General features: G+C 56.4%; 24 protein-coding genes, 3 tRNA genes and 1 other RNA gene. 18 read left to right on the plus strand and 10 right to left on the minus strand.

Going from position 1 to position 23,299, the window contains the following annotated elements; all coding sequences use genetic code 11:
- The first annotated feature begins 3 nt into the window (after nt 1-3).
- The 14 genes from N1030_RS05865 to ispD all read left to right on the plus strand — a co-directional run bounded on the left by N1030_RS05865 (nt 4) and on the right by ispD (nt 12,046).
- Nucleotides 4-480 (plus strand): gamma-glutamylcyclotransferase family protein, encoded by a 477-nt coding sequence (locus tag N1030_RS05865; protein ID WP_265828276.1) that lies wholly within the window; start codon nt 4-6, stop codon nt 478-480.
- Between the two features lie 101 nt (nt 481-581).
- Nucleotides 582-3,404, plus strand: coding sequence for an isoleucine--tRNA ligase (gene ileS / locus N1030_RS05870; protein ID WP_265828278.1), 2,823 nt, complete (start codon nt 582-584; stop codon nt 3,402-3,404).
- A 76-nt stretch (nt 3,405-3,480) separates the two neighbouring features.
- Nucleotides 3,481-3,951, plus strand: coding sequence for a signal peptidase II (gene lspA, locus N1030_RS05875; RefSeq protein WP_265828279.1), 471 nt, complete (start codon nt 3,481-3,483; stop codon nt 3,949-3,951).
- Between the two features lie 24 nt (nt 3,952-3,975).
- Nucleotides 3,976-4,245, plus strand: coding sequence for a PLD nuclease N-terminal domain-containing protein (locus N1030_RS05880; RefSeq protein ID WP_420842828.1), 270 nt, complete (start codon nt 3,976-3,978; stop codon nt 4,243-4,245).
- Between the two features lie 10 nt (nt 4,246-4,255).
- The gene (ybgF, locus tag N1030_RS05885; protein ID WP_265828280.1) at nt 4,256-5,317 is read left to right on the plus strand and encodes a tol-pal system protein YbgF; all 1,062 of its coding nucleotides are present in this window, start codon (nt 4,256-4,258) and stop codon (nt 5,315-5,317) included.
- A 26-nt stretch (nt 5,318-5,343) separates the two neighbouring features.
- Nucleotides 5,344-5,778 (plus strand): NIL domain-containing protein, encoded by a 435-nt coding sequence (locus N1030_RS05890; RefSeq protein WP_265828282.1) that lies wholly within the window; start codon nt 5,344-5,346, stop codon nt 5,776-5,778.
- 21 nt (nt 5,779-5,799) lie between these two features.
- A complete protein-coding gene (locus N1030_RS05895; RefSeq protein ID WP_265828283.1) occupies nt 5,800-6,330 on the plus strand; it encodes a PilZ domain-containing protein in 531 nt (176 codons plus the stop codon).
- 51 nt (nt 6,331-6,381) lie between these two features.
- Nucleotides 6,382-7,122 carry a protein phosphatase CheZ gene (locus N1030_RS05900; RefSeq protein ID WP_265828284.1) on the plus strand — a complete coding sequence of 247 codons (741 nt, stop codon included), beginning with the start codon at nt 6,382-6,384 and terminating at the stop codon, nt 7,120-7,122.
- Between the two features lie 160 nt (nt 7,123-7,282).
- Complete coding sequence (locus N1030_RS05905; RefSeq protein ID WP_265828286.1) at nt 7,283-8,176, plus strand: NAD(P)/FAD-dependent oxidoreductase; 894 nt, start codon at nt 7,283-7,285, stop codon at nt 8,174-8,176.
- 86 nt (nt 8,177-8,262) lie between these two features.
- A tRNA-Ile gene (locus N1030_RS05910) sits at nt 8,263-8,338 on the plus strand.
- Nucleotides 8,339-8,447: 109 nt separating this feature from the next.
- Nucleotides 8,448-9,449 carry a Nif3-like dinuclear metal center hexameric protein gene (locus tag N1030_RS05915; protein ID WP_265828287.1) on the plus strand — a complete coding sequence of 334 codons (1,002 nt, stop codon included), beginning with the start codon at nt 8,448-8,450 and terminating at the stop codon, nt 9,447-9,449.
- Nucleotides 9,450-9,508: 59 nt separating this feature from the next.
- Nucleotides 9,509-10,291, plus strand: a complete 783-nt coding sequence (locus N1030_RS05920; protein ID WP_265828288.1) for a zinc ribbon domain-containing protein — start codon at nt 9,509-9,511, stop codon at nt 10,289-10,291.
- Nucleotides 10,292-10,300: 9 nt separating this feature from the next.
- Nucleotides 10,301-10,662: RNase P RNA component class A (gene rnpB / locus N1030_RS05925), an RNA gene on the plus strand.
- Nucleotides 10,663-10,852: 190 nt separating this feature from the next.
- Nucleotides 10,853-12,046, plus strand: coding sequence for a 2-C-methyl-D-erythritol 4-phosphate cytidylyltransferase (ispD, locus tag N1030_RS05930; protein WP_265828289.1), 1,194 nt, complete (start codon nt 10,853-10,855; stop codon nt 12,044-12,046).
- A 73-nt stretch (nt 12,047-12,119) separates the two neighbouring features.
- On the opposite strand, the gene N1030_RS05935 is transcribed toward ispD, so the two are convergent.
- The 4 genes from N1030_RS05935 to N1030_RS05950 form a co-directional block, all read right to left on the minus strand.
- Nucleotides 12,120-12,467, minus strand: a complete 348-nt coding sequence (locus N1030_RS05935; protein ID WP_265828290.1) for a cytoplasmic protein — start codon at nt 12,465-12,467, stop codon at nt 12,120-12,122.
- 43 nt (nt 12,468-12,510) lie between these two features.
- Nucleotides 12,511-13,365, minus strand: a complete 855-nt coding sequence (locus tag N1030_RS05940; protein WP_265828291.1) for a thiamine pyrophosphate-dependent enzyme — start codon at nt 13,363-13,365, stop codon at nt 12,511-12,513.
- A 14-nt stretch (nt 13,366-13,379) separates the two neighbouring features.
- Nucleotides 13,380-15,065, minus strand: coding sequence for a 2-oxoacid:acceptor oxidoreductase subunit alpha (locus tag N1030_RS05945; protein ID WP_265828292.1), 1,686 nt, complete (start codon nt 15,063-15,065; stop codon nt 13,380-13,382).
- A 119-nt stretch (nt 15,066-15,184) separates the two neighbouring features.
- Entirely contained in the window at nt 15,185-15,694 is a 510-nt protein-coding gene (locus N1030_RS05950; protein ID WP_265828293.1) for a ferritin, read from the minus strand.
- 260 nt (nt 15,695-15,954) lie between these two features.
- Between N1030_RS05950 and N1030_RS05955 the strand changes: the two genes are divergently transcribed.
- Complete coding sequence (locus N1030_RS05955; protein WP_265828294.1) at nt 15,955-16,164, plus strand: dual CXXC motif small (seleno)protein; 210 nt, start codon at nt 15,955-15,957, stop codon at nt 16,162-16,164.
- Between the two features lie 67 nt (nt 16,165-16,231).
- Here the strand turns inward: N1030_RS05955 and N1030_RS05960 are convergent, their stop codons facing one another.
- The gene (locus tag N1030_RS05960) at nt 16,232-16,900 is read right to left on the minus strand and encodes a phosphoadenosine phosphosulfate reductase family protein (protein ID WP_265828295.1); all 669 of its coding nucleotides are present in this window, start codon (nt 16,898-16,900) and stop codon (nt 16,232-16,234) included.
- 115 nt (nt 16,901-17,015) lie between these two features.
- Between N1030_RS05960 and N1030_RS05965 the strand changes: the two genes are divergently transcribed.
- From N1030_RS05965 to N1030_RS05975, 3 genes are all read left to right on the plus strand, one after another.
- Nucleotides 17,016-17,447, plus strand: a complete 432-nt coding sequence (locus N1030_RS05965) for a pyridoxamine 5'-phosphate oxidase family protein (RefSeq protein ID WP_265828296.1) — start codon at nt 17,016-17,018, stop codon at nt 17,445-17,447.
- Nucleotides 17,448-17,532: 85 nt separating this feature from the next.
- Nucleotides 17,533-17,609: transfer RNA gene (locus N1030_RS05970), tRNA-Arg, on the plus strand.
- A gap of 53 nt (nt 17,610-17,662) precedes the next feature.
- Nucleotides 17,663-17,739 (plus strand) — tRNA-Arg (locus N1030_RS05975).
- 116 nt (nt 17,740-17,855) lie between these two features.
- Here N1030_RS05975 and N1030_RS05980 read toward each other — a convergent pair.
- The 5 genes from N1030_RS05980 to N1030_RS06000 form a co-directional block, all read right to left on the minus strand.
- On the minus strand, nt 17,856-18,314 hold the full coding sequence (locus N1030_RS05980; protein WP_265828297.1) for a hypothetical protein: 459 nt from the start codon (nt 18,312-18,314) through the stop codon (nt 17,856-17,858).
- A 134-nt stretch (nt 18,315-18,448) separates the two neighbouring features.
- Nucleotides 18,449-19,432 (minus strand): class II fructose-bisphosphatase, encoded by a 984-nt coding sequence (gene glpX / locus N1030_RS05985; protein ID WP_265828298.1) that lies wholly within the window; start codon nt 19,430-19,432, stop codon nt 18,449-18,451.
- A 291-nt stretch (nt 19,433-19,723) separates the two neighbouring features.
- Complete coding sequence (locus N1030_RS05990) at nt 19,724-20,278, minus strand: OmpH family outer membrane protein (RefSeq protein WP_265828299.1); 555 nt, start codon at nt 20,276-20,278, stop codon at nt 19,724-19,726.
- Between the two features lie 141 nt (nt 20,279-20,419).
- Nucleotides 20,420-21,601, minus strand: coding sequence for a murein transglycosylase domain-containing protein (locus N1030_RS05995; RefSeq protein WP_265828301.1), 1,182 nt, complete (start codon nt 21,599-21,601; stop codon nt 20,420-20,422).
- 23 nt (nt 21,602-21,624) lie between these two features.
- Nucleotides 21,625-23,277, minus strand: coding sequence for a SpoIID/LytB domain-containing protein (locus tag N1030_RS06000; RefSeq protein ID WP_265828302.1), 1,653 nt, complete (start codon nt 23,275-23,277; stop codon nt 21,625-21,627).
- Nucleotides 23,278-23,299: the final 22 nt, after the last annotated feature.

A 23,299-nucleotide genomic window follows, 5' to 3' on the forward strand; every position in this document is an offset into this window, starting at 1 on the left:
GTCATGTCATCCCCATTTCGCCTTTTCGTGTACGGCACGCTCAAGCTGGGCGGGGATAATCATGACCGTTACTGTCGTGATGCCGTGGCCATCACGCCCGCCTTGCTGAAGGGCAGGATCGTCGAACGGCCGGAGGGATACCCCACGCTTTTCGTTCCGCCGGATCTGATCATGGCGTATGGCAGTACGGCCTATGAAATGGATGCGGATCTTTGCGGCTCTTCCGTCCCGTCGCACATGTCGCCGCCCCAATACCTGAAGCCCTGTCTGCCATGGGGGCATGTCTTCGGTCACGTCCTGCTGTTCCACAAGGCCCGTCCCTATATGGAACATCTTGACATGCTGGAAGATTTCTTCCTCGACAGGCCCTGCATGTACGAACGCGTGCTTGTGCCCGTCTGGAGCATAGGCGACCTGCTTTCCTGCTGGACCTACATCTCGCCACATACGCACCGTTTCGCCAGTGAACACCGCAGCTGACCTGCCGCCCGCGGCATTGCCTCAGCCTTGACTTTAGGAATGTATTGCAGCATTCTTCCCCACTTGCATCTTTAACGACACCAAACAGGAAAGAGACTTCAATGAGCGACTACAAGAAGACGCTGCATCTGCCCCAGACCAAATTTCCCATGAAGGCCAACCTGACTCAGAAGGAGCCGGAAATGCTCAAGTTCTGGGAAGAATCCAAGGCCTACGACGCCATGATTGCAGCAAGTGGCACCAAAGGCGAATACGTCCTGCACGATGGCCCCCCTTATGCAAACGGCAGCATTCACCTCGGTCACGCTCTGAACAAGATTCTCAAGGATATCATCGTCAAGTCCAAGAATATGCAGGGCCTGAAGGCCGAATACATTCCCGGCTGGGACTGTCACGGTCTTCCCATTGAACTGAAGGTGGAAAAGCAGCTTGGTGAAAAGAAAAAGACCATTCCCGAGCATGTATTCCGCAAGCTCTGCCGTGAATATGCCGCAAAGTTCGTCGATATCCAGCGTAAGGAATTCAAACGCCTCGGCATCATGGGCATCTGGGATGAACCCTATCTGACCATGCATCCTTCCTACGAAGCTGCTACGGCCCGCGAGCTGGGCAACTTCATGAAGGACGACTATGTTGCGCGCAGCAAGAAGCCCATCTATTGGTGCTGCTCCTGCCAGACCGCGCTTGCGGAAGCGGAAGTGGAATACGCGGATCACACCTCGCCTTCCATCTACGTCCGTTTCCCGCTCAACGACGCCAAGCTGAAAGACATTTTCCCCGCGGCTGATCCTGCCAAGGCATTTGCCGTTATCTGGACGACCACTCCGTGGACCATTCCGGACAACATGGGTATCGCCCTGCATCCCGAGCTGGAATACTCCCTGCTCGAAAAGGACGGGGAGTTCTATCTGCTCGCCTCCGGCCTGGTTGAAACCTGTGCCAAGGCGTTCGGCTGGGAAAGCTGGAACGTTGCCGGAACCGCTCTGGGTACCGCCCTTGAAGGGCTGGTGGCAAAGCATCCCATCTACGACCGCGTCTCCCCCCTGTGCCTCGGCGACCACGTAACGCTTGAAGCCGGTACCGGCTGCGTTCACACCGCCCCCGGCCACGGCCGCGAAGACTTTGAAGTAGGCCAAAAGTACGGGCTGGAAATCTATTCCCCCATGAACAACGAAGGCCGTTTCCTCGATTCCGTGGAGTTCTTCGCCGGTTTGACCGTGTTCGAAGCCAACCCCAAGGTCATCGAAAAGCTTCAGGAAGTGGGCAACCTGCTTGGCCTGAGCAAGATCAAGCACTCCTACCCCCATTGCTGGCGCTGCAAAGAGCCGGTCATCTTCCGCGCAACCACCCAGTGGTTCATCACCATGGAAGCCAACGACCTGCGCAAGCGCGCCCTCAATGCCATCCGCAATGACGTGGCGTGGATTCCCGCATGGGGTGAGGAACGCATCCACCAGATGATCGAGAACCGTCCTGACTGGTGTATTTCCCGCCAGCGCATGTGGGGCGTGCCGATCATCGCCCTGCTCTGCGAAAGCTGCGACGAGGCATGGTATGACACCGAATGGGTCATGGACATCGTTTCCCGCTTCGAAAAGCACCCCCTCGGCTGCGACTACTGGTTCTCCACCCCGCTGGAAGAAATCGTTCCAGAAGGGCTCGCCTGCCCCAAGTGCGGCGGCAACCACTGGAAGCTCAGCAAGGACATTCTGGACGTGTGGTTTGACTCCGGCACCAGCTTTGCCGCTGTTGTCGAGCAGCGTAAGGAATTGCGCTACCCCGCCGACATGTATCTTGAAGGCTCCGACCAGCATCGCGGCTGGTTCCACAGCTCCCTGCTTGCCAGCATGGGCACCCGCGGCTGCGCTCCCTACAAGGAAGTGCTCACCCACGGCTACGTTGTGGACGGCAACGGCCACAAGATGTCCAAGTCTCTCGGCAACGGCATCGAGCCCCTGGAAGTCATCACCAAGCACGGCGCGGAAGTGCTGCGCATGTGGGCTTCCTCCGTTGACTACCGCGAAGACGTGCGCATTTCCGACGAGATTCTGAACCGACTCGTGGATGCCTACCGCCGTATCCGCAACACCTGCCGATACATCCTCGGCAACATCGACGACCTCACCGCCGACAAGCTGGTACCCGTTGAGGAAATGGAATCGCTGGACCGCTTTGCACTCGACGTGGCATCCCGCGCTCACGAGCGTGTGCAGGCAGCCTACAACGACTATGAATTCCACAAGGTCTACCACACGCTGCACAACCTGTGCGTCACCGACCTTTCCGCATTCTATCTGGACATCCTGAAGGACCGCCTCTACTCCTCCGGCAAGGACAGCCGCGAACGCCGCAGCGCGCAAACCGCCATGCTGCACATTCTGCGCCTGCTCATCCGCGATATGGCTCCCGTGCTAAGCTTCACCGCAGAAGAAGTGTTCCAGTTCCTGCCCGATGACCTGAAGAATGACGCCAAGACGGTCTTTGCCGTCTCTGCCGATGACGTGCCTGTTTATACCATGCCCGCAGAAGAACGCGCTGCATGGGAAAAGCTGTTGCTTGTCCGCTCCGAAATCACCAAGGCCATTGAACCGGTCCGCAAGTCCGGCGAAATCGGCCATGCGCTTGATACGCACGTGACCCTGTATCTGGACGATACGCTGGCTGCATCGCTTGAAAGTCTGAAGACCGACCTGCGCGCCAACTTCATCGTTTCCAAGCTGAGCACGGCTCCGCTGGCTGAAGCACCTGAGTCTGCCTTTACCGCTGAAGAGGTGGAAGGCCTGCGCATCGGTGTGGCCAAGGCCCCCGGAGATAAGTGCGAACGCTGCTGGATTTACAGCGAAGAGCTGGGCACGGATGCCAACCATCCTGCCATCTGCCCCCGCTGCACCGGCGTGCTGCAGAGCATGACTCTCGAAGACTAGAAAGAATACGGGCCCGCCGGACTGAACGGCGGGCCTTTTTCCCATTCACCCCGCACAGGGATTGCCACATTTCGCCATGCGAACCCGCTTTTACTATATCTACGGGCTTGGCCTGCTGACCGCCCTGCTCGACCAGTACACCAAGTATTGGGTAGTCACGACCATTCCCCGCTACATGACCGTCACGGTCATTCCCGGCTTCTTCAATCTCGTCAATGTGCGCAACAGCGGCGCTGCTTTCGGGTTTCTGAACGATCCCGACACGGAATGGCAGGTCTGGATGTTTGCCGCCGCCGCCGTCATAGCGGTAGGCATCATCAACTACCTCGCCAAAACCTCCGGCAAAAGCGCTGTCATGTTCACGGGCCTTGGCCTGGTGTTAGGCGGTGCCATAGGCAACCTCATAGACCGCATACGCCTGCAATCCGTCATCGACTTTCTGGACTTTCACGTAGCGGAATGGCACTGGCCCGCGTTCAACGTTGCCGACATAGGCATTTGCCTTGGTGCCGGCCTGATCATGCTGGCCATGTACAAACACAAGTAATAACAGGTATTGCAGGACCATTCCATGAACGAGCTGTTTCCCATATTAGACCTGTTCAGCAACGGCGACGCCTCTCCCCTGCTGATGATACTGGCCCTTGCGCTTCCCATTTTGCCCAATCTGTGGTGTATTTGGCACGCCTATGGTCATGAATTTTCCACTCCCGCCGAAAAATACGGATGGATGCTTGCGGGCGTCTTTGTTCCGGTTCTCGGCGGCGTTGTGTATCTTCTGTTTGGCTGGCGCCGGACACGCGGTCTGGCTGACTGGGCAAAACCTCGTAAACGAAAGTAAGGATTCTGCCATGCGCACTTTTCGTAACGTTCTTCTTTCTCTGACCTGCATCGCGCTGCTGACCGCCTGCGTGAAACGCGAGGACATGGATGCCCTCGAACTCAAGGTATACGAGCAGGATCAGCAGATTCAGCAGTTGAATCAAAAGATTGGCAAGACGACCAAGGAGCTTGAGGCAGCCCGCCCCGAGCAGGCCGATATGTGGTCTGACGTGCAGTCAATGCGCCCCCGCATGGCACGGATTGAATCCACTCTCGAAGAAATGCAGCACCGTTCCATGCAGTCTGAAGAAGACAGTTCTGCGCTGCAAAACGATGTCTCCTATCTCAAGAAAATGGTAGCCTATCTGGAAGCCAACCTGCGTGTCATGGCTTCCCAGTCAGGCATTGATCTTCCCGAGCCGCCTGCTGCTGCGCCAGCAGCCGCCCAGCCCGCTGCGACCGAGTCCGGAGCCCCCATGTCCGGCCCTGCCGGAGCTCCCATCCCGGCTACGGACACTGCCCCCGCTCCTTCTGCACAGACACCTGCTGCACAGGCCGCACCGACCGCACCGGCCGCACCGGCCGATCCCAATGTGCTTGTTGCCAAGGATGGCACGGAACTGGTTGTGAATCCGGGCAAGCCTCAGGCCGCACCCCCGGCAGCAAAGCCAGCCCCTGAAGCCCCTGCACAGCCCAAGGCTCAGGCCGAACCGGCTGTGACCGAACAGCAGCTGTATGACGCCGCCTTCACGGCCTTCAAGGAGCGCCGCTACAAGGATGCCCTGCGTATGTGGGAACAGTTCGAAAAGACCTATCCCAAACACACTCTCGTCCCCAACGCCATATTCTGGCAGGGCGAAAGCAATTATCAGATGAAGGAATATGCGCCCGCCATCCTCGCGTACCAGAAGGTCATCGACAAGTATTCCAAGAGTGACAAGTACCGTTCCGCCATGCTCAAGCAGGGCATTGCCTTCGGCAAACTGGGCAAAAAGCAGGCAGGCAGAGTACGCCTTGAAGAGCTGATCAAGAAGTTCCCCAAGACCCAGGAAGCTGACCGCGCCAGAAAAGCGCTTGCCGAAATGAAATAACCGCACGCTCTCGTGCGAGGAACGACATGACTGATAAAGCTTACAGAAAGAACATTCATCTGACTTTTCCGCCAGATCTCTCCGGCAACCCGCTTGTATGCAACCTGACGCGGCTCTTTGATCTTACCTTCAACATTCTGAAGGCACAGATCACCCCCCGAAAGGAAGGCTACATGACCCTTGAACTCATCGGTACTGAAGAAAACTACCACAAGGGCATCACCTACCTTAAGGAAAACCACATCAAGGTTTCCCCTGTTGCGCAACGCATTTCCAGAGACGAAGAATCGTGCATGCACTGCGGCATGTGCACGGCGATCTGTCCCACCAACTCTCTGTATAATGACAGAGAGGCCCGCATTGTCCTGTTCGACAAGGAACGCTGCACCGCCTGCGGCATGTGCGTACGCGTATGTCCGGTCAATGCCATGAACGTGGAAGTGGAAAACGGCCCCTGGTAGCAGGGAATTCCGGAGCGAAGTATGGAACAACGGGCATATTCAAGAATACGGCTCTTCATGAAAGGACGAGTGCGCCTTCTGGCGACAGAGTCCGAATCCCCCAGATTCACGGGATTCTCACTTCCTGAAGCTCCCGTGGACGGCAAGACGCTCGCCAATGCCCATATTCCCGAAGCGCTCGTATCTTTCCTGCTTGATATGGATGCCAAGCTCAACGCCGTACTGGCCCACCTCAAGCAGGACAGGCTTCAGGATGACTTCCCTCTCTGGACGGAAATCTATGAACTGAGTGGCGCCGGCATACGCTGTCTTGACACCGGCGACCTCAATGTCGGCGACCACGTTGAAATCATACTCTTTCTCAGCGAGTTTCCCCTGCGCGTCGCAGGCGCAATGGGGCGCGTGCTGAGAAAAGAGCAAGGTAATGACGGTAGACCTCAATGCGCCATAGAGTTCTACCGCATCCACGAGGATGACCTTGAAAAGGTCGTCCAGCATGTATTTGTTGAAGAGCGACGCAGGATCCGTACCATGCGGCTTGAAGAGAACTGATGCTGCCAACGACTCCAGCGGACATACTGAACTGAGAACGGGGAGGACTGCATGAAAACTCAAGAACAGATCATCGATTCCGTGATGGAACGCGTATCCACACAGGTTGCGGACAGCATCAAGGACGTTATTTCCAAAACCGTGGAAGAGGCCCTTACGAGCAACCTGACACGCGCCCTGCTTGAAAGCGAATTCTACCGCCGCCTCAGCGAAGACATGCGCGAAGGCCTGCAGAGCATCTACAAGGAAATCTCCACTGCCACCAAGAGCGAATGCAACAACGGTGCGGACATTTCCCCTCAGGCTGCCACCAACGAACTGTTCAGCGAAGCTTCAAAACAGCTGGAAGAAGTGCGCGTCACCCTTGAAGAAGCCACCGGCAAGATCATGGATATTCTTGAACTGCAGATGGTGCTGCGCAACAAGGCAACCTCTCACCTTGAAGACATGTCCAAGCGTCATAGCGACGACAAGGACGTGCAGGCCCTTCTCGGGTTGGAAGACCGCCTCAACAACAACCTGACCGACATCATGACCCACCTGAGCTTCCAGGATCTCACAGGGCAGCGCATCAAGCGCATCATCAAGGCCCTGCAGCGCATTGAGTCCACCGTTCTGGATCTCTATCTTTCCACCGGCCTCATCATCAAGGCCCGCGAAGAGAATCCGGAAGAAGATTTCGAAGCACTGGAGGCCAAGTCAAAACAGAAGGTCTCCGAGCTCAAAGGCCCCACCCGCGATGCCTCGCAGAACGACGTGGACGACCTGCTCGCACAGCTGGGACTTGGCTAAACCGATTGTAAAACGCATGCTGGCAACGCCCCTGACAGAGCTTGAACTGTCGGGGGCTTTTTCTTTTTCCGCTTGTCATTTCCACGAAAGTACTCATAGTTTTACAATCGCTTAGTTATAATGCGTATCATTCACATTCAGATAAAGGCAGGCCACTACCATGACCAATATCCCTCTCGCCATCATCGGCTCTGGCCCCGCAGGGCTCTCTGCCGCTATCTATACGGCCCGTGCAGGCATTGAAACCTTGATCATCGGCAGCGAACCAAAGATCGCCGGGGACTACGAAATCGACAACTACTTCGGATTCAGCGAAACAATTTCCGGCCGCGAACTGGTGATGCAAGGAAGGCGGCAGGCTGAACGTTTCGGCGCCACCATCATCGACAATCGTGTACTGGGACTGCACCACGCCGATTACGGCGGCTTCCATATCAAGACCGACAAGGGCGACTATCACGCCTGCGGACTTGTTCTTGCCACAGGCGTCACCCGCGTGCGCCCCGGCATAGACAACCTTGCCTTTTACGACGGGAAGGGCGTTTCCTACTGCGTAAGCTGTGATGGTTTCTTCTACCGTGGCCGCACCGTCATGGTGCTTGGCGAGGGCATCTATGCCGCCAATCAGGCGCTGGAACTGCTTAGCTACACACCCCATGTTTCCATCTGCACGCAGGGAGCCCCCGTCACAATGAACGACGAGTACAGGAACCGCCTCAAAGCCGCAGGCATTCCCGTCATCGAAACACGCATACGCACACTGAAGGGAGAAGGCGGCCTCTCTTCCGTCGTTTTTGACGACGGCAGCGAAAAGGCAACAGACGGCCTCTTCATTGCAATGGGCGAAGCTTCTTCTCTCGACTTCGCCTACACCTTGGGTGTGGAACGAAATGGCGTTTTTCTGGTGGCGGATAATGAGCAGAAAACCAACATCGAAGGCGTGTTCGCAGCTGGCGACTGCACCGGCGGTTTTCTGCAGATCAGTGTGGCTGTAGGCGAAGGAGCCAAAGCTGCAAAATCTGCTATTGCTCATGTGAAAAAGCTATGCAAATAATAGTGGCTAGGTGCCGATCCTCCCAAGGGAATTCTTGACAGGAATCCCCCTTGGCGGTATAGGAATCGGCTCATTGCCAATGAAGTGGGCCTATAGCTCAGTTGGCAGAGCCTCCGGCTCATAACCGGCAGGTCGCAGGTTCAAATCCTGCTGGGCCCACCATTTTTTTGCTGATCAGCACAGGTGCACCGCTTTGGTGCACAATGCAAACGGAATACAGGTGCTTTCATCGGATTGGTTCGCGGAAGCGCCTGTTTTTTTAAGGCAGACCATGAAAGCGCTGGAACTCATCTCCGCCATAGAGCACACCGCCATTCCCGCCGGGGCAGCCTCGTGGGACAAGTGCGGCGTACAGGTGGCGGGCAGACGCAATGCAGTGCGTTCCGTTGCTGTTGCGCTGGATCCTACGCTGGATACGATTGAACGTGCCCTTGCGCTGGGGGTGGATTTCATACTGACCCACCACCCCCTCTCCATGCAGCCCCGCCACCTCGACACCATCGACGATTACTACCGCACCGTGGCGGCGCTTATTGAAAGCAAGGTCTGGCTCTACAGCGCCCATACAACGCTGGACGCCAATCCTGCAGGTCCTGTCAGCTGGCTTGCCGACGAGCTTGCGCTGGAAGAGCGCAGACTCATTGAACCGACCCGTCTCTTTGAAATGGAATCTTTTGCCTTTGCGGTTCCTGCCGGTTTCGACATGCAACTTCTGACAGCATGGTCGGCACTTGAAGGAACGGATAACGCCAGCCGCACCGGCGAGATGATTCTCGTGACCTGCCGTCAGGACAAGGCCGCCCTGCTCAGGGCCCGCATTGCAAACGACCTTGGCGAAGCCCCGGTCTTTCTTGCATGCCCGGCACAGAAGCCTGCCGCCCTGCTCGGTTTCGGATGCATCGGCACCCTGCCGGAACCGATGACCTATGACAGGTTCTGTGATACGCTTGCCAATGCAGTGGAACGTGATTATTGGGTCACCAGCGGACACGTGCCCGGTACGGTTTCCACCGTCGCATACTGCACGGGTTCCGGAAGCAGCCTTGCCGACGCCGCCTTCCGCATGGGCGCAGACGTCTTCATCACCGGCGACGTGAAATACCACACCGCCCTTGATGCCATCGGCTGCCTTATCGACGTGGGCCACTTCAGCCTTGAAGAAGAGATGATGCGGCGGTTCGCCATGCAGCTTGGCGAAACGCTGCCTGACGTACAGATATTTTACCTGCCCGCGCAGGACCCCATGCGTCTCGCCGTACGAGACGCACGTTAACCGATTTTTACCCCTGCCCCGGCTGTGCCGGAAGGGTTACTGTTCAGGAGGAATGAACCTTGAGCCTGTATCTGAAGCAGATCGAACAGCTTGTAGCCCTGCAGAGGGTCGACGATGAAATTCTCGTAATCCAGCGTGAACTTCAGGACGCCCCCAACGAAGTCAAAGGCCTGCAGGAACGTTTCAACGTTCTGGACGAACAGCGTAACCGCATCCTTGAAAAGATCGAGCACCTCAAGGAGCAGGAAAAGCGCCTTGGCGGTGAAATCGAGAACGACGCCCTCAAGGTAAAGAAGAGCAAGTCCAAGCTGATGCTCGTGGGCAACACCAAGGAATACCATGCCATGATGCGCGAAATGGATAACCTTGAAAAGGTTAACCGTCTGCGCGAAGAAGAAAAGGTTGCCCTTGCCGAAGAACTGGCACGCCAGCAGAGCAGCCTGCAGGAACTGGACGAAAGCTACCTTTCGCTGAAGAGCGAGCTGGAAGTGAAGCAGGCAAGCCTGCAGGAACGCATCGATGAAGCCAACAAGGTCATCGCCCAGCTGAACGTGAAGCGTTCCGCAGCCAGCCAGGAAGTTCCCGCTCCAATCCTGAGCCGCTATGAATTCATCCGCGAACGTCTGGACAACCCCGTTATTGTTTCCGTGGATTCCGGCGTATGCAACGGCTGCCACATTGCCATTCCGCCCCAGAGCTTCATCGAACTGCAGAAGGGCCATCAGATTCTGAGCTGCCCCAACTGTCAGCGCCTGATCTACTGGTGTGAGCACTTCACTGAATGCCCCGCTCCCACTCCCGCTCCTGCGGTGAAGGAAATGGTCTTCGGCGAAGACGAATAACATTTTTCCGGAGTTGGACGGGTTATCGCTGCGGACCTTTTGGTCCGGAGAGGAAAGTCCGGGCTCCGTAGGGCAGAGCGCTGGGTAACCCCCAGGAAGAGTGATCTTCGGACAGTGCCACAGAAAGCAAACCGCCACAGGCTCGCCTGTGGTAAGGGTGAAACGGTGGGGTAAGAGCCCACCAGATGCCGCGGTGACGCGGCATGCTAGGTAAACCCCGTTCGGAGCAAGACCAAATAGGGAAGCATTTAAGGTCGGCCCGGCCGCTGCTTCCGGGTAGGTTGCTTGAGGTTATGGGTAACCATAATCCTAGACGAATGATAACCACCCTGCAAAGGGGACAAAACCCGGCTTACAGTCCGACTCCTTTTGGAATTAAAAAGGGCGCTATACGCGCCCTTTTTATTTGGTGCCGCTGCAACGCTTGAGCGGCAATCAGCGGTCGCAGGTTCACGACGGCGCATATCCGGCCTGTTCCGGTTTGGCCATCGCAGAGAAGAGGTTACGCCCTCACCATCCGTCATATACCGGCCGCGCACCACTTACCTTTTGAGGAAATTTATGAAGTGCTGGTCCATCATCCTTGCAGCAGGCAGCGGCAGCCGTCTTGCCGAGGCCGCAGGCGGCAAGAAGAAACAGTTCATTGAATGGAAAGGTGCCCCGCTGTTCTGGCACTCCGCGGTTGTGCTTTCGCGGGTAGCTCGCACGCAAGGCGTAGTTTTCGTCTTTCCTGAAGAAGATCTGGAAGATGCCCGTGAACAGCTCAAGGGGCTGGACAAGTTCCGCTATCTCGGCATGCCGTGGGTAGCAGTGGCAGGAGGCCCTCGCAGGCAGGACTCCGTCTACAACGGTCTTACCGCTCTTCCCCGTGAATGCGAAACCGTGCTGGTGCACGACGCAGCCCGCCCGTTCATGACGCCAGCCCTTGTAAACCGTCTTCTCGATGCCCTGAAGGGTGGCGCCAAAGGGGTCATTCCCGCCCTGCCCGTCACCGACACCATCAAGGCCGTGGATGGCAACACAGTTTCCGGCACGCCGGACCGGGCCACCCTCCGTGCCATACAGACGCCGCAGGGCTTTATCCGCTCCGTACTCCAGCAGGCGCACGATACCTGTCGCACCGAGAACTGGCAGGTAACGGACGACGCCTCCGTGCTTGAGCAGGCCGGCATTCCGGTCATGATCGTGGACGGCGAACCCGCCAATATCAAGATTACCCATCCTGAGGACCTTGCCATGCTTGAAAGCCAGTCTTCTTCCGCCCCTGCCATGGTTCCTGTCGTGGGCTGGGGATACGATGTGCACCGCTACGGCTCCGGACGTCCCATGAAACTGGGCGGCGTGCCTATTCCGGGCGGCCCTGAAGTCGTTGCCCACTCCGATGGCGACGTGCTGCTGCACGCCCTGACCGACGCCCTGCTCGGTTGCATCGGCGGGGGGGATATCGGTGAACATTTCCCTGATACCTCGGCCGAGTTCGACAACATTTCCAGCGGCATCCTGCTCAATGAAGTGGCCGATAAGGCCGCACAGGCCGGACTCGTCATCACCAACGTCGATGTGACAGTCATTGCGCAGATTCCCAAACTGGCTCCGTGGAAGGATCACATCAAGAAAAACATCTGCCGTCTGCTCAAGCTTGAACCGATTCAGGTCAACGTGAAGGCGACCACGGAAGAAAAGCTGGGATTCACCGGCGAGAAGAAAGGCATCAAGGCAGTGGCCACAGTCACGGCCCTGCGCCCAGCTGGTTAACAATCTCATCCCCGAAAAAACAAAAGCCGGAAGCTTGCGCCTCCGGCTTTTTCTTTTTTCATTACCATCAGAATCAGAAGGTCACCACTTCATAACCGGCATCCATGTACTGACTCATGGACGGATGCCCGTGCATGTCTCCGATAAGAGGAATTCCCTCTTCCTCGATGGCCTTGTCCACATTCTGTTTTACCGAGCAGGCATGGCAAGCCCCCACAAACAGGCCCGATTCCTTGGCCTGCATATACAGCCTGTGCATGAAATGATGCCTGTCCGCAATGGCGGGAATGATGGCGCAGGCCGCACCTTCCACAACAATTTTCACGCCGTAGCCCTTTTCATGCATGTCCAGAGCATTCAGCAGAACATGCACAAAGCACATCACCTCACCCGTGAAGGGAAACAAAGCTATCTTTCTCATGGCACTCTCCATTCAAGGGACTTGCCTCTGTCATTCACGCAACTCAGATATACGACTGCATAATACCTGCCAGCACCGCCATATCAACCGATTGCCGGCCAAGCGGGCCCTGCTTGCAAACGGCAACACGCTCATCCAAAGCCATGCGTTCGTTGTTGCGCCAGATAATGCCGACGGGAATGTGTTCGCCGAACTCATTGGCCTTGGCCATGGCCGCGTCCCAATTGCCGGGATCATGGTCGGGCCCGAGTTCATAGCAACGCTGCTTGTACCAACCGAATGTGTTCACCTTATTGAACGAAATGCATGGCGAGAGGATATCCACCATGGCGAAACCGGGATACCGTATCGCCTCCTGCATCATCGTCGCAAGATGCGAAATGTTCCCGGAAAACGCACGAGCCACGAAACCGGCCCGCATGGCCACGGCCACGGCAATGGGATTGAAGGACGCATTGGTTACCCCGTCAGGCTGAGACTTGGTCACATGCCCTTCAGAGGTCGTGGGACTGGCCTGCCCCTTCGTGAGCCCGTAAATCTGGTTATCATGCACCAGCAGGGTAATGTTCACATTACGCCGGATGGCGGCCAGAAAATGGTTGCCCCCCTCGCCATAGTTGCAGCCGTCGCCGCTTTCCGCAATTACGGTCAATGACGGATTGGCCAGCTTGACCGCCTGCGCCGGAGGCAGACAGCGGCCGTGCAACCCGTTGAAGCCGTTAAGCGTAATATAATGCGGTGCCTTGGCAGCCTGACCGATACCGGAAACATGAACCACCTGATGCGGCGCAAGATCTAGCCCGGCAAGCGCCTCCTTCAACGCCTTGAGAACATCATGATTCCCGCAGCCGGGGCACCAGGAAGTATGGTAGTCGCCGTAGATGCTGATATCGAGCATGGTACGCTCCTGAGCTAATCGGCCAGCTTGCCGATGATATAGGATGCGGTGAACGGACGTCCGTCGTAACGGAGTATATTCCTGTGGGGCCGGAAGCCCGTTTCCTGCCGCAGCAATCGGGCAAACTGGGCTGTCTTGTTGCCTTCCACACAAACAACCTTCGGTACGGTTTCCAACAACGGCAGAAACTGTTCCGGCGCAAGAGGCCACACCTGCGTGAAGCTCAGTACGCCCACGCGCTGCCCCTGTCCGTTCAGCACATTCGCGGCTTCACGTGCGGCCCCTTCGGTCGATCCCCAGCACAGCAGCAGCGTATCAGGCCTGTCTGCACCGAAGAATCTGGGGGGCACAACTTCAGAACGCATGCCCTCTTCCTTAAGCATGCGCTTATCATTCATGGCGATGCGCATATCAATATCTTCGGTAATATGCCCGTCTTCCGTATGCTCGTGGCAGTCCGCAAGCACGATGGATTCTCCGTACCCGGGAATTCGACGGGGCGAGAGCCCGTCCTTCGTCAACACATAGCGTTTGTATGCCTGTGCATCGGTGTCGGAAAGATCCGGTCCGGCCACGGGAGGCAGTGCATCAAGATCAAATGGCTCCACACCCATGTGCCTGTCCGCCAGCTCCTGATCGGTCAGCACGAACACGGGCGACTGATACTTCTCGGAAATATCAAAGGCCTTGCGGGTAAGGAAAAAGCAGTCTTCAATGGTGCCCGGGGCAAAGATGGCACGCGGAAATTCGCCATGACCCGCATACAGCACAAGATTGAAATCCGCCTGCTCGGTGCGTGTGGGCAAACCGGTTGCCGGTCCCGGACGTTGTGCGACCACGACGACCACAGGCTGCTCCATGACTCCGGCAAGACTTACGGCCTCCGTCATCAGGGCAAAGCCTCCGCCCGACGTCGGGATCAGAGTCGGGGCGCCTGCGTAGGAAGCTCCAAGCCCCATATTCAACGCGGCAATCTCGTCCTCGACTTGCTCGACATACACGCCCATCTTCCGCCCGTGCGTGATCAGATTCTGCGCAATGGAGGTAGCAGGGGTCATGGGATAGAAGGAGCAAAACTTCACACCGGCAGCCAACGCCCCCAACGCAAGGGACTCGTTCCCGTTAATGAACATGCGGGGGGCACGGCTGACTGCAGAGGGCAACTTTTCAAAGGAAGCAGCATTAGCCTCGCCCCATGCGTATGCTTCGTCCAGCACCTGCAGGTTCTGGGCTATCACGGCTTGGCCCTTCTTGCCGAAACTGTCATGCACCAGCGTTGCAGCATGGTCCTTGGAAAGGCCGAGAACACTGCACAAAACGCCCAACGCCGCAATATTCTGAAACACAGCCTTGGGAGCCAGTGAGGCAAAAGGAACATGAAGAGCTGCCAGCCCTTCTGCATCAAACCCTTCATCCAGAATCAGAATACCATCTGAGCCCAAAGCCCGCTTGTGCAGAGAGACGGTTTCCTGATTCAGTGCCACAAGAATGTCAATGGACTCCGCAGGACCGGTTAATGGCGTAACCCCGGTACGGATATTATAGGTATTGTGTCCGCCACGCACGCGCGACATGTAGTCCTGCGTGACCAACACCTCATACCCTGCCCTCACAAGTCCTTTGCTCAGCATCTGGCCAACGGTGACAAGCCCCTGTCCGGCTGCACCACCGATAACAATATGTCTGTTCTGAACACTCACAGCGACTCCCTTGAAACAATGTTCGCTCCACACAATTACGATGCAGAAGCATTTCAGCAACGTTGGGAAAACGCATGAAAACGGGCGCAACATAGTTTTGCAGCGCCCGTTCAAGAACCTTATTCAGCAACCGGCGGTGTAAACACGCGCGTACCAAGCTCGTTGTTCAACATGAGCATGCCCTGCCCTTCGCCGTTGATCATGCGCAACTTGCCCAGCACATCCTTCACGGAATCTTCCTCTTCCACCTGCTCGGAAATGAACCACTGCAGGAAGATGGAGGTGGCGTGATCGCGCTCATCCAACGCAAGGTTGGCGAGGTTATTGATGCGCGCCGTCACATGCTGCTCGTGCTTGAGGGTTTCCTCGAACACGTCGATGGTGTTCTTCCATGTATGCTGCGGCGCCTCAATGGGCTGCAACTGCACACGGCCGCCACGCTCGTTGATGTAGTCATAGAACTTCATGGCGTGGAAGAGTTCTTCCTGCGCCTGTGTCCGCATCCAGTGGGCAAAACCGGCCATTCCGAGGTCGGCAAAATAGGCGGACATGGAAAGATACAGGTAGCTGGAGTACATCTCCCACTTCACCTGATCGTTAAGGGCCTTGTTCATGGCATCACTGAGCATATGGTTCTCCTTAAAAAATCGTTTGTATGAGTAGCATCTGAAATGACGTTCTGTCCGGCAGCCAGTACCGCCTTTACGCAAGCGACTGGTCTGACCAGCTGATTCTAATCAGGAATCAATACTACACGATAGAAAGGAATATGCAAGAAAAACCCTGCACTGAGAGCGGTTGCCCGACGAGCTTATATCCTGTATGCCACCCGAGTAGAACGGGACAGCAATACTGCAGCCCTTCTGCCAAACCATTATCGGAGAAATCTATGTGGGGAAGCTATCGCTGGGCCCGAAGCGCCCAGACCACCATCCCCTGCAAGCATTGCGGGCAGCCGCTTACCGTGGTCCGCAGTTGTCAGGTGGTGTATATGCAGTGTGAGCACTGCAAGAAGAAAGGGGACTTGAACGACTATATCGCGCAGATGGACGATGCGCTCGAAGAGTTCATGGAAGGCGTTTACTGCGACAGAGTATAGCCTTCCTGTGCCGGATGTGTTCATCGGTACGAATAAATAAAGGCCGCCAACAGGCGGCCTTTTCTTATCAAAAATACCCGAGGCTTCTCAGGGTATCCAGCTTGGATTCCTTTTCCGGATCCCTCCCGGCTCTCTCGTCCCCTTCCAGCACCTTATGGGTGCAGGGAACGCAGCCAAGAGACCGGTATCCTTCCGTATACAACGTGCAATACGGCAATTGCTCCTGCATGATATAAGCCCACACGTCCACTTCGGTAAAATCAAGTAACGGGTGTACCATCAGGCAGTCGGGCTTTTCGCGGCGTTCGCTGTAGGGCCTGTCCCGATCCGGATGCTCATCCCTGCGAATGCCGGTAAGCAAAGCCTCCACGCCCATCTCCCCGACAGCGCGGGCCAGCGGCTCCACCTTCAGTGCAGCACAGCAAGACACCTTGTCCTGTGCCACGGGGAAAGTATCCATATCCACCTCGGGACGGGCGATGGTCAGGTCGATATCCCACGAGGACGCAATCTGATCGCGAAAGCCCATCACCTCAACAAACTTCACGCCGGTATCAAGATTCAGGGCTCTTACATGGGTCAGCCCCATATCGCCCATAACCTGACGCCACAAGTGCAGCAGAACCGTGGAGTCTTTGCCCCCGGTCCATGCCACGGCCACACTCTCCGGCCCGAATTCCAATGCTGTTTCTTCAAGCAGATCCTTCGCCTGCCGTACCTTTTCCTGAAGAGTCATTTCGATTACACTTACATCAAGACCGTCTCTGGAGGACGGGTATCATCCTTGTTAGGTATAAAAAGCCGCGCGACGGTTCGATTCATACGACCGCATTGTGGGCTGGGAGACCATCATGCTGGAACGCATGCAAGCCATACTCCGTGAAAACGATATCTGTGTACTGGCAACCACGGACAGTTGCAAGCCGCATACGTCCCTCATGACCTATTTCTGTGCCGAAGATGCCGAATCACTGTATATGCTGACCCGCCGCAACACCCGGAAATTCGAGAACATCCTCAAGAACCCCAATGTAAGCATTCTTATAGACACCCGCCTGCAACATTGCGGCTCTTCCCATGATAAAACCTGCGCTCTGACCGTCGCTGGTACGGCCAATGTCTTAGACGGCCCTGAACACAAAGACATCATACTGAAATTACTGAATAAAAATAAAGAACTAAACACTCTCACCGACGCAGGCGACACCGCCATTCTTCACATAAGCATCACTTCGTTACAGCTTTTGGAGGGCGTGGCGAATAGTCATCTGAAACAAATGTGATTTTTTTTTAAAAAACGTTTGACACTTCGCGAACTCCCCCTTATACCCTCCCTCGTTGGCGCGGCAACGACGCGACGACAAATGCGGGGCTGTAGCTCAGCTGGATAGAGTACCTGGCTACGAACCAGTTGGTCGGAGGTTCGAATCCTTCCAGCCCCGCCACTTTAACCCTCTCGGGTAACATCGCTTTAGCGAACTAGATTTGACAATTTTACGGGGCTGTAGCTCAGCTGGATAGAGTACCTGGCTACGAACCAGTTGGTCGGAGGTTCGAATCCTTCCAGCCCCGCCATTTTTAGAAACCCTCGCCGGAAACGGTGAGGGTTTCTTGTTTTGTTTGCCTTTGCAAGCAAAAGAAAAGCCCCGCCGTTCGGCGGGGCTTTCTGCTCTACTCTTCCTATCGAAAAACTACTGCTTCTTCCTGGTCTTGGTGCTCAACGAGTTCATCAAGGGTTTCTGGTACTGCCTGACCAGATTCATCTCATAGTCACTTATGAGCGGCATATCCGGCGGGCGGTTGGCTCCCTTGAACTCATCTTTGTGCAGAATGAGCGAGATACCTGCCGAACAATGGGTCATGACATAGAAAAAGCGCTCGGGAGTCCACTCCTTGCCTTCGAACCACCCCAACACGTTCTCATTCCAGACGAACGAGGGGTTTCCTTCCTTGTCCACCACAGGACGGGCAGAGGACGAGTTCAACTTGCTGTCATACATCCACTGCTTGAATTCGGGAAAATCCTTAACAAACCGCTCCACTTCGGCATTCGTCATGGGAGGCTGGTCATGAAAGGTCTTTGCCATTGCCTGTGCATGCACAAGCAAACCAAGAAACAACGCCAGTAAAAGATATCGGTGAATACGCATGCTGCCTCCCGTGCATGAACTGTTATCAGGGCCAATACGCCAGCGTAGCCTTGCGCGAGCTTTTAGCGCAATGACATTTACAAAAAAAGGCCGGCCCTTCACGGGCCGGCCTGACATATCACATACAGCCGGAACTAGTCGTACTTCACCGAGCTGATCTTCATCAGACGGTTGAAGTTGTGAATGGCTTCCATGTAGCGGATGGAACCGGTCTTGCCGCGGATAACCATGGAGTGGGTTACCGCGCCTTCGCCGGTGTACTGCACGCCGCGCAGGAAGGTGCCGCCGGAGATGCCGGTAGCGGCAAAGAGTACGTCGTCGCTCTTGATCAGGGAATCCACGGTGTGGATTTCACGCAGGTCGATGCCCGCTTCCTGAATGGCTTCCTTTTCCACATAGGACTGAGGATCGAGACGGGCAAAAATCTGACCACCGATACCCTTAATGGCGCAGGCAGCGAGAACGCCTTCGGGCGTGCCGCCGGTGCCCATCATCACGTCCACTTCGGAACGGGGATCAACAGCCATCAGCGCACCGGCCACGTCACCGTCGGTGTGCAGCTGGATACGCGCACCGGCCTGACGGATCTGGGAAATGAGCTTTTCATGACGGGGCTTGTCCAGAACGAACACGACGAGGTCGTCCACATCCTTGCCCAGCGCCTTGGCGATATTAACAAGGTTCTCCTTGACCGGAGCGTCAATATCAACGGCGTTGCGTGCTGCCGGAGGAACAACGAGCTTCTGCATGTAGAAGCTGGGACCGGGATTGTACATGGTACCGGCAGGTGCGGTGCCTACAACGGAAATGGCATTAGGACGACCATAGGCAAGCAGCTTGGTGCCTTCTACGGGGTCAATGGCCACGTCTACAGCAGGACCGTTGCCGGTGCCCACCTTCTCGCCGTTGTGCAGCATGGGAGCGTTGTCTTTCTCGCCCTCGCCGATGATGATGGTTCCCTTGATATTCAAAGAGTTGAAGCACAGACGCATGGCATCGACAGCAGCGCCGTCGCCTGCGTCGTTATTGCCCTTGCCAAGCCAGCGGGCAGAGGCCAGCGCGGCAGATTCCGTAACTCGGACGAGGTCTAGGGCAAGGTTCTTTTCCGGGGCTTCCATCAGTATTCCTCCAGCTTGAAAAACGGTTTCGGGTCACTCGAAACGTTCGAATGTATGCATGATATGAAAAAAACGAAACAAAGAAAAGGATCACCATGATCATTTTCGATACGTCGTGGCAATGCTCGTGCAGGCGCTTTCTCCACACGTAAAACGACGCCCCACAAGCCGCGGAATGTACCTCAGCCCTTGTCCGGCTTCAAGATAAAAGAGAGGGCCCCCGGAGAAAGGCATAAAAAAACCCGCCCTCCATACCGGAGGACGGGTTTACAACCGTTATTGCAAAAAGGATTATTCCTTCTTGGCTTCCGCAGGAGCCTTTTCGGCTTCCTTCTCGGCAGGAGCAACTGCCGGAGCGGCTTCGGCGGGCTTTTCAGCCTCATAGGTCACAGTCACCTTATCCATGGCGGCGATGATTTCCTTGGTGATATCGGCAGCCTGCGCAAAGGACATGACCTGCTCGGAAGGCAGAATCACTTCCAGCTTCTTCTCATCGCGGTAGGTGTCCAGAGTCTTGCGGAAGGCGTCGTTCAGCTTGCCGATGACCATCTGCTGTTCAGCATTCATGCGCTGCTGGATTTCGCCCAGTGCGCGCTGCATCTTCATCATGGATTCCTGAGACTTGTCCTGTTCAGCAGCAGCCTGCAGGCTCTTGAACTCTTCCTGCGCAGCAGCACTGATCTTTTCAAGGTAGGCTACGCCGGCCTTACCGGGAGCGGATTCCTGAAAAACCTTGCCGGCATCGACAACAGCCACCTTGGGAGCGGACTTCTCGGCTCCGTTGCAACCACCCAGAGCCAATACGGCAGAAAGCAGCAGAACAACAGACAACGCCAGTTTTTTCATACTATCTCCAAATGTTGCGTATTACACCGCCCGATCGGGCGGCCAGTTTCTACAATCATCAGCGGCCGTTCCTAAACGGCACACGAAAGAGCATCCATAAACCACCGTGCAGATATACACAATAGCCTGTATCAAGACTATCTACTTGAGTCCCACAAATTCCTTGCGTGCATTCACCACTTTCCAGAGATAGCGGCGGGTTTCCTGATACGGCAGATAGCGCGTCAGCTTGTCATACACAGCTTGTGGCGACATGCCGTTAATGACGTCTACAGCCTTTTTCCTGTCTGCATGGAAGGTACGCAGCACGTTGCCTGCTCCGCCGTTGTATCCCGCAATGACGCAGTATTCACGCGAAACAGGATTCTGCACGCCCCCGAGGTAGCGGGTATTGAGCAGGTGCAGGTAGGCCGAACCGTACTGGATGTTCTGTTCCGGCTGATACAGCAACTCGGACGAGGGGTAGCCCTCTTTTCCGTGCAAAAAGACGAACACGTCATGCCCCGCTGTCTTGGGCACAATCTGCATGAGCCCGTAGGCCGGCACATGGCTGACCGCCCACGGGTTGAAATCGCTCTCCGTCTTGATGACGGAATACACGAGGTTGGAACTGACGCCGAATTTGCGGGAGTATTTGTCCACGTGCACCTTGTACTTGAGAGCACGAATATGGCCATGATCCTTGACCATGGGAAATTCGACGGAATGCACCGTGCGCCATTCCCCGGCCACCTGCGTCTGCCGCATGGTGCGGTTGCGCCGGATGAGCATGTCCGCAAAACGCTCGGTGCGCCACATATAGCGCAGGCTCTGCCCTTCGTAGTCGTGCACTTCGCCCAGCAGAAACGGCGTACCCCCCAGCTTGACCTCGCCTGCGGACCAGAGGTCAAGCCCGCGTGGATCATAAGGGGTGAGCAGCGTGGTAACAATGGCGTTCTTCAGGCTCTGCTGGGGATCCTTGGCATCCACGGTCTCAACGGTGATGAGCCCCTTGTCGAAGTCGACCAGGGCGCGGCTGAGATAATTCTGCGTGTACTTCACGTACTTCTTGGGTTCCGGCTCCTTGACTTCCTTGTCGCCCCACACGCCGCCGACAGCCTTGCGGAAGGCTTCAAGCTGCTTGGCAAAACGCTTCAGGTCCGCCTCAAACTGTTTGGGATTCAGGGCATAGCGCGTTCCCTTTTCCGCAGCCCATACACCGGCTCCCTGCGCATCACCCGTGGCGATAAGCCTGCCAGCCCGCACAGCCTCCGAAGCCGTACAGCCGGACATGAATCCCGCAAGCAGCACACCTCCCATCACCAACACATCACGCCGATTCATCAAACCTTCCCGTCAGCTTGCACCTAATACAGACGGACCAGCCGCGTATCAGGATAGTATTTCTCAAGAATTCCTTCATAGGTCGCACCCGCCAGGGCCATTCCCTGTGCTCCCCACTGGCTCATGCCCACGCCATGTCCGTACCCCACACCGGAAAGAACAAGCGAACCTCCCTGCCACTCCATGGAGCACAGCGTGGACCGCATGCGTTCCGCCCCCAACATGAGCCTGAACGCATTGCCCTTCATTTCCACAGACCGGTCCGGCGTCTCGATGACCACCGTCCCCACCCTGCCGGAGCCCGTTCGCCGCCCGACGTGCACAGCCTGCACGCCGTCCACGTTAAAACCGCTTTCACGCATCCTCGCGGCTATGTCATTTGCCGCCACGACAAGCTCCCAACGCATGTCGCGGGCACGGTTCGAAATCTCGTCGTGTTGCACCCGATAGTACGGCATATCCGCCGTCCACACCTGACTATCATCCTCAAGCACCCCGCCGCTGTGCGAATGAAAATAGCTGAGCACCACCCTGCCGCCAAACTGCAGCGCCATGCCGCGGGTCTGCCGCACGGCAGCACGGGTTTGCCGGTTCCCCATGGCAAGGCCGCCGTATACCTGAAAGCCTGTGTCCGCCGCAACGTCATAGGCTTTTTCCTGTGATCTTCCTGCCAGATACAAGGCGTAGGATCGCGCCGCCACGGTCTGCGCCTGCAACGCCGCAGGAGAAAAAGACGCAGGCATCTCCGCTGGCAACACTCCCTCAAGATAGCTTTCCATTCCCAACGTATTGACCACGAGCACCTGCCCGCCTTGCGCAAGCAGAGAAAGGGCTCCGCCGTACTCCGCAGGAGAATTGCCCAGCTTCATGCGTTGGTTCTGCGCAAGGAGGAATGAAGCCGCCTTGCCCGCAGGCCGACCGTCAAGCAACAACGCTCCCTGCCTGACTGCGCAATGGTGCGAACCAGCCTGAAGCACCACACCACCCTGCTGAAGGGCAACCGGCGCGGAAAGATGAAACGTGAGATCAGAGGCGCGGGCAATGGCCACCCTGAGGACTGGCTCCCCTTTGAGGGGCTGCAGACTCCCTTCACCACCCTGCAAGGCGTCCTGCCCAACCTTGGGGGAAGTTTCTGTACGCATTCGTTCCAGCATGAAAAGAGCTGTCTCACGGCGATCTGCCTTGGGGTAGCGCAACAGGTAGGTCTGGAAGGTAGCGCGGGCTTCCGGCAGACGCTCCTGCTCGTACAGAATCATGCCCGCATTGAAATAGGCGTTCTCCAACACCGGAAGCGCGGGGTGCACACGCATGGCGGCACCATAGGCTGCAAGCGCCTCGTCCGGTTGTCCGAGAAACAAGGAGTAGATGTCTCCCATGCGGACAAGAGCCTCCGCACGGTCTTCGGGGCGCGTGCTGAACGTCTGGATCATATTCCACGTATCCACGCATTCCAGCAGATCACCGGAATCGAGCAGATGTGCCGCGCGAGTCTTGAGGGGGACAGGATCGAAGGAAAAGGCCAGAACAGGGGAGGCATTCAGAAGCGTGATGACCATCAGAACCGGGAGGCAAAACGGGACAAACAAGCACTGTTTGATAAAAGGGAGCAGAAGCGCAAGGCCGGAACGTCCGCCCTCACTCTGTTCATCTGATTGCCGCAGTTCAGATACCTTCATTGCCGCTCCTTTCCTGCCCTCA

Origin of the sequence: Desulfovibrio mangrovi (genome assembly GCF_026230175.1) — a bacterium.
GTDB classification, from domain to species: Bacteria; Desulfobacterota; Desulfovibrionia; order Desulfovibrionales; family Desulfovibrionaceae; genus Halodesulfovibrio; species Halodesulfovibrio mangrovi.